The organism is Streptomyces ureilyticus (genome assembly GCF_011045025.1).
In the GTDB taxonomy this organism is placed as follows: Bacteria; Actinomycetota; Actinomycetes; order Streptomycetales; family Streptomycetaceae; genus Streptomyces; species Streptomyces ureilyticus.
Window position 1 is genome coordinate 1 of sequence record NZ_JAAKZX010000220.1, and the last position, 15385, is coordinate 15385.

Sequence of the window (15385 nt, forward strand, 5' to 3'; positions counted from 1 at the left end):
GGGTGCGCCTACCGGGGTGGGGGTGACACTTCGTGTCGCGGCTGCGGGTGCGTTGTGGCTGGTCGCGCCCACGCGGCGGAGCCGCATATTGATACAGCCCCGCGCCCCTGATGGGGCGCTCCCGGAACCGCCGGTCACGAAGCTCACCAGTCGCCATGCTCGCCAGCCACAACGCGCCCGCACCCAAAAAACGAACCCACCCGCTCAACCGCCGGAAGCACGCGGTTGCCACCCCAGCGCCCGCGAAATCCCCAGCGCAGCGAGCCGTACGGCCGGGATCAACGCCGGTACCTGGGCGTCCCGTTCGGGTACCACCACGGAGGCAGCCGCGACGACGGAGCCATCCGCGTTGCGGACCGGCGCCGCCACCGACAGCGCGTCCTCCGTGACCTGACGGCTGCTCACCGCCACACCCGAGCGCCGCACTTCGGCCAGCACGCGGCGCAGGATGGCCGGGTCAGTGATGGTGTGCGGGGTGAAGGCGACGAGGGGCCGTGCGCAGTACGCCTCCTGGGACGCCGCGTCGCTGTACGCCAGCAACGCGAGCCCGACACCCGTCGCGTGCAGTGGCCAGCGGGCGCCCACCCGGATGTGCACGCCGACCGCCGAGTGCCCGGAGATCCACTCGATGTAGACGACCTCGTCACCGTCCCGTACCGCCATCTGCACGTTCTGGTGCGTGGCCTCGTACAGGTCCTCCAGGTACGGGAGCGCGATCTGCCGCAGGGCCAGGCCGCGGGGCGCCAACGCGGCCACTTCCCATAGGCGCAGGCCCACGTGGTACGTCCCGGACGCGTCGCGCTCCAGCGCGCCCCACTCGCTGAGCGCGCCCACCAAGCGGTGGGCGGTGGTGAGGGAGAGCCCGGCCCGGCGGCTGATGTCCGTGAGGGAGAGCGCCGGGTGGTCGTGGTCGAAGGCGGCGAGTACGGCGAGGAGGCGGTCGGGCGCCGAACGTACGGTCATCGGGTCGTCCAAGCGTTGTCCAGGCTCAACTGGTCCCGGGTTCAGCCGAGTTCGGTCTCGGCGATCCGCTGCAGGAGCGTGTGCAGCGTGTCCCGCTCGGCTGCATCCAGAGGCTGGAGCAGGTCGCTCGTCGCCCGCCGCCCCGCTTCGTGGGAGTCGCGCAGGAACGACCGGCCGTTCTCCGTCAGGGCGACTATCCGGCTGCGGCGGTCGTCGGGGGAGGGGCGGCGCTCGGCGAAGCCGAGCTTCTCCAGGTCGTCGACCAGGCCGACGATCGCGCTCGGGTCGTACCCGAGGCGGGCGCTCAGCTCCCGCTGGAGGGCGCCCTCGGTGGTGGTCAGGTAGCGCAGCAGCGCGTAGTGGCGCAGTCGTAGCCCCGACTCCTGGAGGAACGTGTTGAACAGCTGCCCCGAGCGCAGACCGATCCGGTACAGGAGGTAGCCGGTGTCCGAGTGCAGCCCGCGCATCCATGGCTCCTGAGCGTCGATGGCGTCGGGGTTGGTCGCGTGCTGCTGGCCGGCGATGGCGGGCTCCCTGGTCGAGGCCCCGGACGGGGGGCGGGTGTGCGTGGTGCTCACAGCATGGCGCACGACTCGGCTCGCAACAACTATTGACGTCGACAATTATTGTCCTTAGCTTCGATCTCGTAGCCGCAGCTCTGACTCGACTCGCAGCCGCATCCGCTTCTCGAAGGGACCCCGTCGTGCCCAGCATCGATCTCACCGGCAAGGTGGCCGTCGTCACCGGCTCCGGCCGTGGCCTCGGCCTCGCCTATGCGCACGCTCTCGCCGCCGCAGGCGCCTCCGTGGTCGTCAACGACGTGGACGAGGCCGTCGCCGAGCAGGCCGTCAAGGCGATCACCGCGGCCGGTGGCAGCGCGGTCGCCGAGGTGGTCCCGGTCGGTACGTCCGAGGCCGCGGACCGGCTCGTCGCCCGCGCCGTGGAGGAGTTCGGGCGCCTCGACATCCTGGTCACGAACGCGGGCATCCTCCGGGACCGGGTCCTGTGGAAGATGACCGACGACGACTTCGACGCGGTGATCACCACCCACCTCAAGGGCACCTTCACCTGTGCCCGCGCCGCCGCCGTCCGCATGCGCGAGCAGGGCGAGGGCGGCACCCTGATCCTGGTCGGCTCCCCGGCCGGACAGCGCGGCAACTTCGGCCAGACCAACTACTCCGCCGCGAAGGCCGGCATCGCCGCCATGGCCCGTACGTGGTCGATGGAGCTGTCCCGCTCGGGCATCACCGTCAACGCGGTCGTGCCGGTCGCCGCCACCGCGATGACCGAAACCATCCCGGCCTTCGCCCCGTACATCGAGGCCATGAAGCAGGGCGAGCCGCTGCCGGACTTCCTGCGCAAGGGCGAGGGCTTCGGCACCCCCGAGGACTGCGCCGCGCTGATCCCGTTCCTGGCCTCCGAGGCCGCCCGCGAGGTGACCGGCCAGGCCATCGGCATCGGCGGCGACAAGGTGACCCTCTGGTCCCACCCCCAGGAGATCAAGGCGGCGTACGCTGACGGTGGCTGGGCCCCCGACACCCTCGCCGACGCCTGGCCCACCTCGCTGGGCGCCGAGCCGCAGACCGTGGGCGTCCCCGCGCCGAAGTTCCCGGAGGCGTGAACCATGACGAACCTCAACGTCGAGGAACTCGTCGCGATCGACGTCCACACCCACGCCGAGGTCTCCTCCAAGGGCAAGTCCTCGCTGGATGACGACCTGCACGACGCCTCCTCCGCCTACTTCAAGGTCGAGGGCAAGCGGAAGCCCACCCTGGAGGAGACGGCCGCGTACTACCGCGAGCGGAAGATGGCCGCCGTGATCTTCACGGTCGACGCCGAGTCCGCGACCGGCACCGAGCCCGTCGCGAACGAGGAGGTCGCCGAAGCGGCGGCCGCCAACCCGGACGTCCTGATCCCCTTCGCCTCCATCGACCCCTTCCGCGGCAAGGCCGGCGTGAAGCAGGCCCGCCGCCTGGTCGAGGAGTACGGGGTGAAGGGGTTCAAGTTCCACCCCAGCATCCAGGGCTTCTTCCCCAACGACCGGTCCGTGGCGTACGCGTTGTACGAGGTGATCGAGGAGACCGGGACGATCGCCCTCTTCCATACGGGGCAGACCGGTATCGGGGCCGGAGTGCCCGGCGGGGGCGGGATCCGGCTCAAGTACTCGAACCCCCTGCACGTGGACGACGTCGCCGCCGACTTCCCGCATCTGAAGATCATCCTGGCGCACCCGTCCTTCCCCTGGCAGGACGAGGCCCTCGCCGTGGCCACGCACAAGCCGGGCGTGCACATCGACCTGTCCGGCTGGTCGCCGAAGTACTTCCCGCCGCAGCTCGTGCAGTACGCGAACACGCTGCTCAAGGACAAGGTGCTGTTCGGCTCCGACTACCCCGTCCTCACCCCGGACCGCTGGTTCGCGGACTTCGCGAAACTGCCCATCAAGGACGAGGTCAGGCCGAAGATCCTCAAGGAGAACGCGGCCCGGCTGCTCGGACTGACGAAGGCATAAGGGGGCCACCGATGCGCAATGAGGGAGTGGGGTCCTGGCCCGCACGCCGGGCCCGTAAGACACCCCGACGCACCGCCCTGATCCACCACGACACCGAGACGACCTACGCCGAACTGTACGAGCGGACCACCCGCCTCGCACACGCCCTGCGCACGGCCGGCATCCGACGCGGCGACCGGGTCGCCTACCTCGGTCCCAACCACGCCTCCTACCTGGAGACGCTGTTCGCGGCGGGCACACTCGGCGCCGTCTTCGTGCCCCTCAACACCCGTCTCGCGGGGCCCGAGATCGGCTACCAGCTCGCGGACTCGGGAGCCAAGGCGCTCGTGTACGCACCCTCGCACGCCGGGATCGTCGCCGGACAGCCGGGCAGCACCGATGTGCGGTCGTACGTCGAAGTCGGCCCCGAATACGAGGCGTTGATCGCCGGAGCGTCCGCCGAGCCGATCGACCAGCCCGTCGGAGCCGACGACACCTGCATCATCATGTACACCTCGGGGACGACCGGCCGCCCCAAGGGCGCCATGCTCACCCACGGCAACCTGACCTGGAACGCGGTCAACGTCCTCATCGACCACGACCTGATCGCCGAAGAACGCGCCCTGGTCTCCGCCCCGTTGTTCCACACGGCCGGCCTGAACATGCTCACCCTGCCCGTCCTGCTCAAGGGCGGCACCTGCGTCCTGGTCGAGACCTTCGACCCGGCTGCCACCTTCGACCTGATCGAACGGCACCGGATCACCTTCATGTTCGGCGTCCCGACGATGTTCGACCAGGTGGCGCGGCACGAGCGCTGGGCCGACGCGGACCTGTCGTCGCTGCGGATCCTGACCTGCGGCGGCTCCCCGGTTCCGACCCCGCTGATCGCGAAGTACCAGGAGCGCGGGCTCACCTTCCTCCAGGGCTACGGCATGACCGAAGCCTCGCCCGGAACGCTCTTCCTGGACGCCGAACACGCGGTCAGCAAGGCGGGTTCGGCCGGGGTGCCGCACTTCTTCACCGACGTGCGTGTCGTACGGCCCGATATGGCGCCGGTCGACGTCGGCGAGACCGGTGAAGTCGTCGTCTGCGGACCGAACGTCATGCCCGGCTACTGGGGGCTGCCGGACGAGACCGCCGCCACCTTCAGCGACGGATGGTTCCGCAGCGGGGACGCGGCCCGGGTCGACGAGGACGGCTACGCCTACATCGTCGACCGCATCAAAGACATGATCATCTCCGGTGGCGAGAACGTCTATCCCGCCGAGATCGAGGACCTGCTCCTGGCCCATCCGGACATCGTCGAGTGCGCGGTCATCGGCGTGCCCGACGACAAGTGGGGCGAGGTGCCGCGGGCCGTTGTCGTGCCCCGCGAGGACGTGGAACTCGATCCGGACGCGGTCCTCGCCTCCCTGGCCGGGCGCCTGGCCAAGTACAAGATCCCCAAGTCGGTGGTGCTCGCGGAGGAACTTCCGCGGACTGCCTCCGGCAAGCTGCTGAAGTCCCGGGTGCGTAAGCGGTATGGCACGCCGAACTCTTCGGACTCTTCCAACTCGTAGTTAAGGAACGGCATATGAGCATCACTGTGAATGGCATCGACGAGCTCAAGAAGCTTGCGGGGAGTGACCTCGGTACCAGTGAGTGGATCGAGGTCACGCAGGAGCGCATCAATACGTTCGCTGACGCGACGGGGGACCATCAGTGGATCCACGTGGATCCCGAGAAGGCGGCGGAGGGCCCCTTCGGGGCGCCGATCGCGCACGGGTATCTGACCCTGTCGCTCTTCATTCCGCTCTTCACCGAGTTGCTGGACGTCGAGGGCGTCTCGACGAAGGTCAACTACGGGCTGAACAAGGTGCGGTTCCCCTCGCCGGTGAAGGTCGGGTCGCGGATCCGGCTGGTTGCGAAGCTGGCCGATGTTGAGGACGTGCCCGGTGGGGTGCAGATCACGGTTGACGGGGCGATTGAGATCGAGGGCGGGGCCAAGCCGGCGGCTGTGCTGCAGAGCCTTTCTCGTTTCTACGCCTGAGCGCCGTAGGGCTATTGCTGGGTGGGGAACTGCGGGCCGTTCGTGGCTGGTCGCGCAGTTCCCCGCGCCCCTGAAGGGGCGCCCAGCCCCGCGTACTAAAAGGGACACTCAGGCGCCCGCCACGTCCACGAACACCGGGTTCGAGTAGAACCACGTGTCCGCCCACGGGTCCCCGTTCCCCGGCTCGTGCGGTATCGGGCCGTGCGGGTCAACTGCCGCCCCCAGATAGCCCGTTCCGTTGCGGTTGCCGTCGCTGCCCCTCAGACGCACGTAGAAGGACTCGTCGCCCGCTGTGAGCGGAATGCGCAAGGTGTACGTGCCCTTGCGGCCGGTCACGTCCTTCGTGTGCACGACCTTCGTGTCGGGGGCTCGCCACTCGTCTCGGTCCGTCACCGGGCCCCGTACCGTGCCGCGGATGACGTCGATGTGGGCCAACTCCGGGAGGATTCCCTGGGGATTGGGCCGGGAGGCGGTTGTCACCGTGACGTACAAGGTGAGCTTCTCTCCCTTGCGTACCCGCAGCCGACCGCCGAGCGTCACACCGCGGCCGACGTCGCGGTCCCGCTTGACGCGTACGTCGAGGCCGTCCAGCAGGTGGCCGTGGTCGAGCCAGACTCGGCCCGCGCGCAGGCCCGCCATCACCGCTCGGTAGCCGTAGCGGGTCACGCCTACGTGGGTGCGGCTGAACTGGCCGGGCCAGAAGTCGCCGCCTGGCTGGGGCTCGGTGGTGTTGACCGGGTCGGGGAGGCGGCCGGTGTTGTCGAAGTTCTGGCCGGGGGGCCAGTCGCCGTTCTTCCAGGTGTCGAACACCACGCGGTGCACATCGGAGTTGGTGGTGATGGTGAACAGCTTGCCCTCGGCGAGCATGGCGTCCCACAGGCCGCCGACGGTGGCCGTCATCCAGTCGAAGCCGCCGTACGTGACGTAGGCGTCCGCCGGATAGCCGGGCCAGGAGTTCTCCGAGGGCTTGTTCTCGTACTCGCCGCGGATCGAGGTCGGGCCGCGCCAGCCGGGGATGGCGCCGCCCTGGGCGCCGGGCGCGCCTTCCACGCCGATCATGATCTCGGGGGCCGCGTCCCGCCAGTTGCGCATCTCGTGCGGGGAGTCGATGCCGAGCCGCAGCGGGTGGTTGGCGAGGACGAGCACATCGTCGACGTGACCCTTGCGGCGCTGCTCGGCCAGCCACTTGATGGCCTTGACGGCGTGTGCCTCGTTGCGCGGAGTGTCCGGGTGGTTCGGGCCGCCCTTGTCGTAGCCGAGCAGTTTGCCGTCGTAGGCGAGCTCGAACTTCGTGAGGATGTCGACCTCGTGGCGGCCCGGTGCCGCGAAGACGGTGCAGTGCTCGGCGCCGGGGATGTACCACTCCAGGCCCTGGAAGATCAGCTGACGCGGGTTCGCGGCCCGTGCTTTGAGGATCTCCTGGTGCTCCATCTGGGCCCCGAACTCGGCGTGCCCGAAATTGGAGTGCTCGTTGAAGACCAGCCAGTCGACGCCGTATTTGGCGCCGCCTTTGACGACCTGGTCGAAGGTGTACTTCGCGTCATGGCTGTAGACGGAGTGGACGTGGTGGTCGCCGACGAGATAGGCGAGGCGGGGGTCGTTTCCGCCGAGCCGCCGGCTGTCGGCGGCCGCGGGGGTGGCGAGGGAGCCTGCGGCGAAGGCTGCGCCGAACAGGCCCGCTCGGCGCATGAGTTGACGTCTGGATACGCCCTGCGGGTCCAGGGCGGCGGGGGAGACGGACGGGTCTGCCCAGTCGGGCAGTTGCTGATCGGACATGGTTGGGTCACAGCCTCTCGGGAGGTCAGTGGTTCATGAACGACGTGACGGGCAGGGCGCGTTCGACGATCCGTACGTCACCGAGCCGCCCGTGCAGAATCTGGTCGATCTTTCCGGCGTACTCGTAGCCGCCGAGCAGCCACGGCAGGCCGAGCGAGGTGAGCCCCACCGAGCGCGCGGTCGGGTTGCGGGCGACGGGGCAGCCCTGGACGTACAGCGTGGTGTGCGAGCCGTCGTTGACGACGGCGACGTGCCACCACACCTCGCGGGCCGTCTCGTCGCCCCAGTTGGTGGCGATGCCCTGCTGGTTGAGCGGTCGCACGGCCCACTGCGGGCCGGGTCCGTCGGACAGCGACAGGGTGGCGAGCGGCTCGTCCGGGTCGCCCTCGGTCTTGCCGGCCGCTCCGCCCGTGCCGGTGCGGCTGATCAGCCCGCCCCAGGCGTTGCGCGACGGGTCCCAGTCGCCGGGCAGCTGGTAGAAGACCTCGAAGGTGTAACCGCCCCTGAACGTCGCCGAGTTGAGCGGTGCGTTCTCGGCCGTCCGCAGATAGGCGCCCCGCAGCGGGGACTTGTCGCCGTGGAAGAAGAGGCTGCCGTGACCCGGCTGGTCGGGGTGGTGGGCTGACGACCAGGTGAGCGAGCCGTCGCCCACCTTGACCACGGTCAGGTCGTTGCCGCGCCCGGAGAGGTCGCGGACGGTGCCGTCCATCGCCTCGCCCTCTCCGTGGCCGTCGAAGCGCCAGTACGCCACCGTCCCCCGCACCAGCATCTCGGAGGCGGGCCGGGGCGCCCGCGGAGGCACCGGGGCGAAGCCGGAGAAGCGCTGCTCGAAGTCGATCGCCACCGAGAACCGGTCCTCGGGGCCGGTCAGTTCGATCTCCTGCCGCTCCAGCGCGTTGAGCCCGTCGCCCGCGCGGCCGAGGATCCACGGGGAGATCGTCTCGACGTCGATGGTGTCGCGGTCGAGATCGAAGCGGTAGAGGCGGATCATCGCCGCGCCGCCGTAGTAACGGTTCTGGTAGTTCGTCAGATGCAGATGTACGTCGTTGCCGGCGGCGTTCTTGCGGACGGTGCGGGCGGCCGGCCAGTAGTGCCCGTTGAGGCTGAGGAAGATCTGGTCGTGCTCCTTGACCAGTCGGTCCCAGAGCTGCTGCCCGTGCGGGGAGAGGGTGTCGTCCTCGTAGACCAGTTCATGGGTGGTGAGGATGACCGGCGTCTTCGGGTGTCGGGCGATGACGTCCTTGGCCCAGGCGTAGCCCTGTGCCGACAGCCGCCAGTCCAGGGCGAGTACGAGCCACTGGCGGCCGGCGGCCTTGAAGAGGTGGAAGGTGTTGTAGCCGTCGGGTGAGGCGCCGCCGAAGGTGGGCTTGTCCTTGAACCGGCGTGGGCCGAAGGCGTCCAGATACGGGGTCGGGCCCCGCTGGTCGTCCGTGGAGGACTTCACGTCGTGGTTGCCCGCGAGGACGCTGTAGCCCACGCCCCGCCGGTCGAGGAGCTCGAACGCCTTGCTCGCCGCGGTGACTTCGGCCTGCGTGCCGTTCTCCGTGAGGTCGCCCAGGTGCGAGAGGAAGACGATGTTCTCGTCCTTGCCCTGCTCCAGGATGTAGCGCAGGGACGCCTCGATCGGGGCGGGGTTGATGCTCGGCCCGTCGAAGAGGTACTGCGTGTCGGGCATCACGACGAGCGTGAAGCGGCTGCTGTCGGGGTCGGGTCTCCAGCGGGTCTTGGAGGCGGACACCGTGGGTGCGGGTGCCGCCTGCGCGGTGGCCGTCGGCAGCGCGACCGCCGCCGTGGCCGCGCCGATCAGCGCGGTCGCTCGCAGGAAGTTCCGTCTGCCGGCGCCCGCCTGTTCGGCCTCGGGGGCCTGGTCATGCTCATGGGAAGTACAAGTGCACACGTCTGCTCCGTGGGAAGAGGGACTGCTCCGGGAGAGGGGGATGGCGAGAAGAGGGGGGTGGCGAGATCAGAGGACGCGCAGGGTCCAGGCCCAGCGGTGAGTGCCGGGCTGGATGAGGTACTGGGCCGAGGTGTCGGGCCCGCACGACGCCGTGCCCAGACCCCGGTGCGCGGCGTCGAGGTGCACGACGCAGCCGGGCCGCGGCACCAGCTCGTCGTGGTGCGCGGCGGCGGCCAGGTCCTCGGCGCGGTGGCGGGTGACCGAGGCCTGGCTCGGCGCTCCGAGTTCCACGGCCAGTCCCGTGGCATCCGGCGCCGACAGCGTGAACCGGCGCACTCCGTGCCGCCCGCCGCTTTCCTGGGGCCGCAGATAAGGAGTGAACAACTCGTCCACCGGGAGCGAGTGGTGGCCGACGGGTGCGCCCGCGCTCCGGTCCGGATAGGACTCCCAGGGGCCCTGCCCGTACCAGTCCAGGACGTCGAGCCCGCCGACCGTCTCGAAGACCGAGCCGACCCGCGCCACATCGTCCAGGGCGTCCGGGAGTTCGGCCGACTCCTCGATCCACAGGCCACCGGCGACGGGGGTGATCACCTGCTCGTGGCGGACGTTCCCGGCGCCGGTCTCGTACTCGGCCCGTACCGTCACCCGGGCGCCATCGCGCTCCACGCCCACGACCTTGCGTACGAGCGCGTCCAGGCCCCAGTCGCGCCAGCGGGCCGCCATGCCGCCGATCTCGTCGTTGTCGGTGGGGGCGCGCCACAGGCTCAGGACGGGGGGCGAGGCCAGCATCGGGTGGACCAGCAGCCCCTCCTCGTCCACCTCTGCCGGGGGACCGGCCACAGGCGCCGGCGCCGCGGTGGTCTCCGTGCCACCGAGCCGGACCTGCGGCAGGCACACCTCCGTGCCGCGCGGCGCCCAGGCCTCGTCGCCCGCCGTCGTGACCCGCAGCGTCAGCCAGGCCTCAGCCTCGCGGGGGTTGGGAAGCGGGAACGGTACGGGCACCGCGGCCGACTCACCCGGCAGTACGTCGGGCAGCTCGGCCGGTGCGCTCTCGGTCCGGCCGTCCGGGCGTACGAGACGCCACTCGGCGGCCAGCCACTCCAGAGTGCGGAAGTGCTGCCGGTTGTGGACCAGGAGTACGCCCTGGTCGTACGTCAGCCGGACCGGCGCCGCGATCTCCCGGTGCTCGTACATCGCCGGCTTGGGCGTGCGGTCCGGGAACACCACGCCGTCGGCGATGAACGCCCCGTCGTGGATCGTCTCGCCGAAGTCGCCGCCGTAGGCCCAGCGGTGGCCGGGCGCGGTGACACCGTTGTCGTACAGGCCGACGCCCGCGCGTCCGGCCGGTCTTCCGTCGTTCACCCGCTGGAGAATGCCGTGGTCCCAGAACTCCCAGATGAAACCGCCCTGAAGACCCGGGGTTGACTCGATGGCGGCCCAGTGGTCGGCGAGTGTGCCGTTGCTGTTGCCCATGGCGTGCGAGTACTCGCACTGGATGAGCGGCTTGGTCTGCTTCCCGGACAGGGCATGTGCGACGCAGTCCTCGATCGGGGCGTACATCGGGCAGACGATGTCGGAGGCGACCGTCTCGTCGGACCAGTCGAGCTTGGCCGCGCCCTCGTACTGAAGGGGGCGGGTGGGGTCGTGTCGGCGCAGCCGGCCGGCCGCCGCGTCGTGGTTCGCGCCGTAGTCCGACTCGTTGCCCAGCGACCAGATGACGACGGAGGGGTGGTTCTTGTCGCGCAGCACCATGCGCGAGACCCGGTCCACGAAGGCGGCCAGGTAGCGGGGGTCGTCGGCGATCTCGTGGGCGTGGTCGTGGGACTCGATGTTCGCCTCGTCGACGACGTAGAAGCCGAGTTCGTCGGCGAGGTCGAGGAGCGTCGGGTCGTTCGGGTAGTGCGCGGTACGGATCGCGTTGAAGCCGAAGCGCTTCATGACGACCAGGTCCGCGCGCATGTCGTCCGCCGTGACCGTGCGTCCGGTCAGGGGGTGGAAGTCGTGCCGGTTCACGCCCCGGATGAAGACGCGCTCGCCGTTGATCAGCAGGTCGCGGCCGCGGATCTCGACGTCCCGGAAGCCGACCCGGTGGTGCGAGCTGTCGGCGACCGAGCCGTCGGCGCGGTGCAGCCGAACCGTCAGCTCGTACAGCTCGGGTGTCTCGGCGGTCCACGGGCGTAGGTCCCGTACGGTCGCCCGCAGCCGAGCCTCGCCGAGGAAGTCGGACACCCGCATGTCCTCGGCGTTGAACCGGTCGAACTCGGCGTCCTGGGCGAGGAGTTGACCCTCCAGTGCCCCCGTGACGTACCAGCCCAGAGGCAACGCCCCCGACGCGTTCCGCACCTGGCAGTCCACCCGCAGCCGCCCGTCCCGCCGTGCCCTTACGGTCACATCCGCGAGATGCAGCGGATCCGTCGCGTACAGCAGCACCGAGCGGGTGATCCCGGCGTGCCACCACTGGTCCTGGTCCTCGATGTGCGAGGCGTCCGACCACTTGATGACGGTGAGCCGGAGCGTGGCGGTGCCCCCGGGGCGTACGACGTCGGAGAGGTCGAACTCGGCGGCGAGATGGGAGTCCTTGGAGATGCCGACCGGATGGCCGTTCACATGGACGAGGAGGACGCTCTCGGCCGCGCCCACCTGGAGCACGATCCGCCGGCCGGCCCACTCGGCGGGGATGTCCACGGAGCGCTCGTACACACCCGTGGGGTTGGCGGTGGGCGAGGCGGGCGGGAACTCGCCCCACGGCATACGGAAGTTGGTGTACTGCGGGAGGTCGCCGACGTCCTGCAAGGTCCAGGCGCCGGGCACCTCGATCCGCGTCCACTCGCCCGAGCCGGCGCCGGGGGCGGGCACCAGCTGGAAGTGCCAGGAGCCGTCCAGGGACAGCGCGCCGTCGCGGCGGTCCACGGCGTTCATCGGCAGCCGGCCCCAGGAGGTCAGCTCGGGTGCCTCCCAGGGGCGCAGCGCGATCAGCGGATCGCGGCGCATCAGCGGATGGCTCCCTTGCCGAGGTCCGCGATGATCTGTTTGGCGCCGATCGCGAAGACGATCAGCAGGGGGATCAGGGCCAGTACGGCACCGGTCATGACCATCCCGTAGTCCGTGGTGCCGTGGACGCCGTTGAGCTGGGAGAGGGCGACCTGGAGGGTCACGTTGTCCGGGTTGGTGAGGGCGATCAACGGCCAGGCGTAGTCGTTCCACTGGCCCATGAACGTGAAGATGCCGAGGAAGGCGAGGCCAGGCCGGACGACCGGCAGCGCCACGTGCCAGTACTGGCGCATGAAGCCGGCGCCGTCGAGCCTCGAGGCGTCCATCAGCTCGTCATGGATCGCGCTCTTCATGTACTGGCGCATCCAGAAGATGCCGAACGCGTTGGCCGCCGCCGGGACGATCAGCGAGGTCATCGAGCCGATCCAGCCGAGGTTCGCCATGATCACGAACTGGGGGATGGCCTGGAGCTGGGCCGGGACCATGAAGATCGCCATCATCAGCGCGAACAGTCCCCGGCGTCCGGGGAACTGGAACTTGGCGAAGACGAAGGCCGCCAGCGAGTCGAAGAACAGAACCAGGAAGGTCACCGAGGTCGCGACCAGCAGTGAGTTGAACATCGAGCCGAAGAAGTCGATGTTGTCGAGGAGACTGCGGACGTTCTCGAGGAAGTGCGAGCCGGGCAGCAGTTTCGGCGGGTAGGAGAAGATCTCGGTCGATGAGTGCGTCGACATGATCACGGCCCAGTAGAACGGGAAGACCGAGAGCAGCAGGCCGATGATCAGGGAGAGATGGAGGGCGACGCCTCTGCGCTGGTCGCCCTTGATGCCCCGGCCGGAACGTGTACCGGATGTGCCGGAACGTGTACCGAATTTGATGGATGCCATGGTGACGGGGCCTCCCTAGTCTTCGCCCCGGCGCTGCACCAGGCGCCAGTTGATGATCGAGAAGATGATGACGACGAGGAAGATGCCCCAGGCCACGGCGGCGCCGTAGCCGAAGTCGTTGTTGTCGAAGGTCTGCTGGAAGAAGTAGAGGACCATGGTCTGGCCGGAGTGGCCCGGACCGCCCGCGAACGACGAGTTGTTGTCGGTGGTCTGGAGCAGCACCTGTGGCTCGGAGAAGGTCTGCAGTCCGGTGACGGTCGAGATGACGAGCACGAAGAGCAGCACCGGGCGCATCAGCGGCAGCGTGATGCGGAAGAAGGTCTGTACGGGCCCGGCGCCGTCCATGCGCGCCGCCTCGTACAGCTCTCCCGGGATCGTCTGGAGGCCGGCGAGGAAGATGATCGCGTTGTAGCCGGTCCACTGCCAGGTCATGAGCGTGGCGATGGCGACCTTGATGCCCCAGGGCGTGTTCAGCCACGCCACCTGGTCAAGACCGACCGCCTGCAACAGGGCGTTCATCAGGCCGAAGTTGGTGGAGAAGACCGAGCCGAAGATGATCGCGACCGCCACGATCGAGGTGACGTTCGGCAGGAAGAAAGCGAAGCGGTAGACGTTCTTGAAGCGGACCGCCGAGTTGAGCATCACGGCCGTGACCATCGCCAGGAAGATCATGGGGATGGTGGCCAGTGCCCAGATGACGAGCGTGTTCCCGATCGAGTTCCAGAACTGGGTGTCGGAGATCAGATAGCGGTACTGCGAAAGACCGGCGAACTCCATTGAGCCCAGGCCGTCCCAGCGGTGGAACGACAGGTAGAGCGAGAAGCCGACCGGGATCAGGCCGAAGGCCAGGAACAGCAGATAGAAGGGAGAGATGGCGGCGTACAGCCGCCAGTGGCTCAGGATGCCCTTCTTGGGCGGCCCCGCGGGTGGCTCGGCCACGGGCGGCGAGGAAGTCTCCAGCACAGGTGCGGTAGCCATGTCAGTAGCTCACCCCCAGGTGGTCGGCGATGCGCCGGCACTTGCTCATGGCGTCCTTCCAAGCCTTCTCCGGGTTCTTGCCGAGGACGGAGAAGTTCTTCAGCTCGTCGTCGATCGGCGTCTTCAGAGCGACGTCGTACGGGCTGTTGTAGGCGATCGGGATCTTCTCCGCCGCCGGACCGAAGACGTTCATGGTGATCTGGTCGCCGAAGAACGGGTCCGGCTCCTGCAGCTTCTTCAGGTCGTACGAGGCCGGAGTCGACGGGAACAGCACCGAGTCGACGAAGCCCTGGGCCTGGTTCTCGGAGTTGAGCATCCAGGTGATCAGCTCGAAGGCCTTCTCCGGCTCCCGGCAGGCCTTGGTGATCGCCAGGAACGAGCCGCCGATGTTCGACGGGCCGCCCGGACAGCTCGCCACCCGCCACTTGCCCTTGGTCTTCGGCGTGTTGAGCTTGATGTCGCCGGCCGCCCAGGAGGCGTTCAGCTGACTGGGCAGCAGGCCCCGCTCCGTGGCCGAGATGTTGTCCGGCGTGCCGTTGATGATCTTCGAGACGAGTCCGCGGCGGGTGGCCTCGACGGCCCGGTCCCAGGCGACGCGTACATGCTCCTGGTCGCCGATGAAGTTGCGGTCCTTGTCGACGAACCGCTTGGTCGACTGGTTGACCGAGATGCCGTAGATGCTGAGGGCGTCCGTGAGGATGAACGAACCGGGGACCCGCTTCTTGAGCTGCTCGCCGGCCGCCAGGAACTTCTCCCAGGTGTCCAGTTCCCTGGAGACGTCCTCGGGCTCGTACGGCAGTCCCGCCTTCTCGAAGGTGGCCGGCTGGTAGTAGTGCGCGACCGGACCGCAGTCGATGGGGAAACCCACCATCGAGCCGTCATCGGCGATGCCCTCGTCCCACTTCCACGGCAGGTACTGGTCCTTGAGCTTGTCGGCACCGAGTGTGCGCAGGTCCACGAACTGGTCGGCGTTCGGCAGGTACTGGGCCATGTCCTCGCCCTTGAGCCCGGCGATGTCCGGGATGTGGGCGCGCCCGGTCATCGTGGTCATCAGCTTCGAGCGGTAGTAGCCGCCGATCTGGATGGCCTGAAGATTCACCGCGCTGTCGTAGCGGGCCCTGGCGTCCTGAACGACTTTGGGGCTCAGCCCGCCGCTCCAGTACCACAGCACCATGTTCCGCCCGGTCGAGCCGGTCGGAACGCCGCAGCCGGAGGCCAGTCCGCCGAGCGCCGTGGCGGCCGTACCGGCCAGGCCGGCGCGGAGCAGGCCCCTTCGTGAGAGCCGCACAGCTCCCACCGCCTTTCGCATGTGTTCGCTCTTTCGCGTGGGGATGTCAGACGTGGGGGATGTCAGAACTGCCCGGTCGGGGCGGGCG

The 15385-nt window shown here is 69.0% G+C and carries 12 protein-coding genes; 4 read left to right on the forward strand and 8 right to left on the reverse strand.

Annotated elements, in window-relative coordinates; translation table 11 throughout:
* Window positions 1–204: 204 nt before the first annotated feature.
* Window positions 205–963: an IclR family transcriptional regulator gene (locus G6048_RS40080; RefSeq protein WP_165344526.1), complete on the reverse strand. Its 759-nt coding sequence runs from the start codon at window positions 961–963 to the stop codon at window positions 205–207.
* Between the two features lie 41 nt (window positions 964–1004).
* Window positions 1005–1430 carry a MarR family winged helix-turn-helix transcriptional regulator gene (locus G6048_RS40085; protein ID WP_165344536.1) on the reverse strand — a complete coding sequence of 142 codons (426 nt, stop codon included), beginning with the start codon at window positions 1428–1430 and terminating at the stop codon, window positions 1005–1007.
* Between the two features lie 236 nt (window positions 1431–1666).
* Here G6048_RS40085 and G6048_RS40090 point away from each other — a divergent pair, with 236 nt between their 5' ends.
* From G6048_RS40090 to G6048_RS40105, 4 genes are read left to right on the forward strand one after another with little or no spacing between them, the layout of a single operon-like run.
* A complete protein-coding gene (locus tag G6048_RS40090; protein ID WP_165344527.1) occupies window positions 1667–2584 on the forward strand; it encodes an SDR family NAD(P)-dependent oxidoreductase in 918 nt (305 codons plus the stop codon).
* Window positions 2585–2587: 3 nt separating this feature from the next.
* On the forward strand, window positions 2588–3472 hold the full coding sequence (locus G6048_RS40095) for an amidohydrolase family protein (RefSeq protein WP_165344528.1): 885 nt from the start codon (window positions 2588–2590) through the stop codon (window positions 3470–3472).
* A gap of 11 nt (window positions 3473–3483) precedes the next feature.
* Window positions 3484–5010: an acyl-CoA synthetase gene (locus G6048_RS40100; protein WP_165344529.1), complete on the forward strand. Its 1527-nt coding sequence runs from the start codon at window positions 3484–3486 to the stop codon at window positions 5008–5010.
* Between the two features lie 14 nt (window positions 5011–5024).
* Complete coding sequence (locus G6048_RS40105; protein ID WP_165344530.1) at window positions 5025–5480, forward strand: MaoC family dehydratase; 456 nt, start codon at window positions 5025–5027, stop codon at window positions 5478–5480.
* A 108-nt stretch (window positions 5481–5588) separates the two neighbouring features.
* Here the strand turns inward: G6048_RS40105 and G6048_RS40110 are convergent, their stop codons facing one another.
* From G6048_RS40110 to G6048_RS40135, 6 genes are all read right to left on the reverse strand, one after another.
* Window positions 5589–7256 (reverse strand): PHP domain-containing protein, encoded by a 1668-nt coding sequence (locus G6048_RS40110; RefSeq protein WP_165344531.1) that lies wholly within the window; start codon window positions 7254–7256, stop codon window positions 5589–5591.
* Between the two features lie 25 nt (window positions 7257–7281).
* Window positions 7282–9153 (reverse strand): LamG-like jellyroll fold domain-containing protein, encoded by a 1872-nt coding sequence (locus G6048_RS40115; RefSeq protein WP_165344532.1) that lies wholly within the window; start codon window positions 9151–9153, stop codon window positions 7282–7284.
* Window positions 9154–9219: 66 nt separating this feature from the next.
* Window positions 9220–12144: a glycoside hydrolase family 2 TIM barrel-domain containing protein gene (locus G6048_RS40120; RefSeq protein ID WP_165344533.1), complete on the reverse strand. Its 2925-nt coding sequence runs from the start codon at window positions 12142–12144 to the stop codon at window positions 9220–9222.
* The gene (locus G6048_RS40125; RefSeq protein ID WP_165344534.1) at window positions 12144–13031 is read right to left on the reverse strand and encodes a carbohydrate ABC transporter permease; all 888 of its coding nucleotides are present in this window, start codon (window positions 13029–13031) and stop codon (window positions 12144–12146) included. The genes G6048_RS40120 and G6048_RS40125 overlap by 1 nt, the downstream gene beginning before the upstream one ends.
* A 15-nt stretch (window positions 13032–13046) precedes the next feature.
* Complete coding sequence (locus tag G6048_RS40130) at window positions 13047–14009, reverse strand: carbohydrate ABC transporter permease (protein WP_165344535.1); 963 nt, start codon at window positions 14007–14009, stop codon at window positions 13047–13049.
* A gap of 1 nt (window position 14010) precedes the next feature.
* The gene (locus tag G6048_RS40135; RefSeq protein ID WP_165344537.1) at window positions 14011–15297 is read right to left on the reverse strand and encodes an ABC transporter substrate-binding protein; all 1287 of its coding nucleotides are present in this window, start codon (window positions 15295–15297) and stop codon (window positions 14011–14013) included.
* Between the last annotated feature and the right edge of the window lie 88 nt (window positions 15298–15385).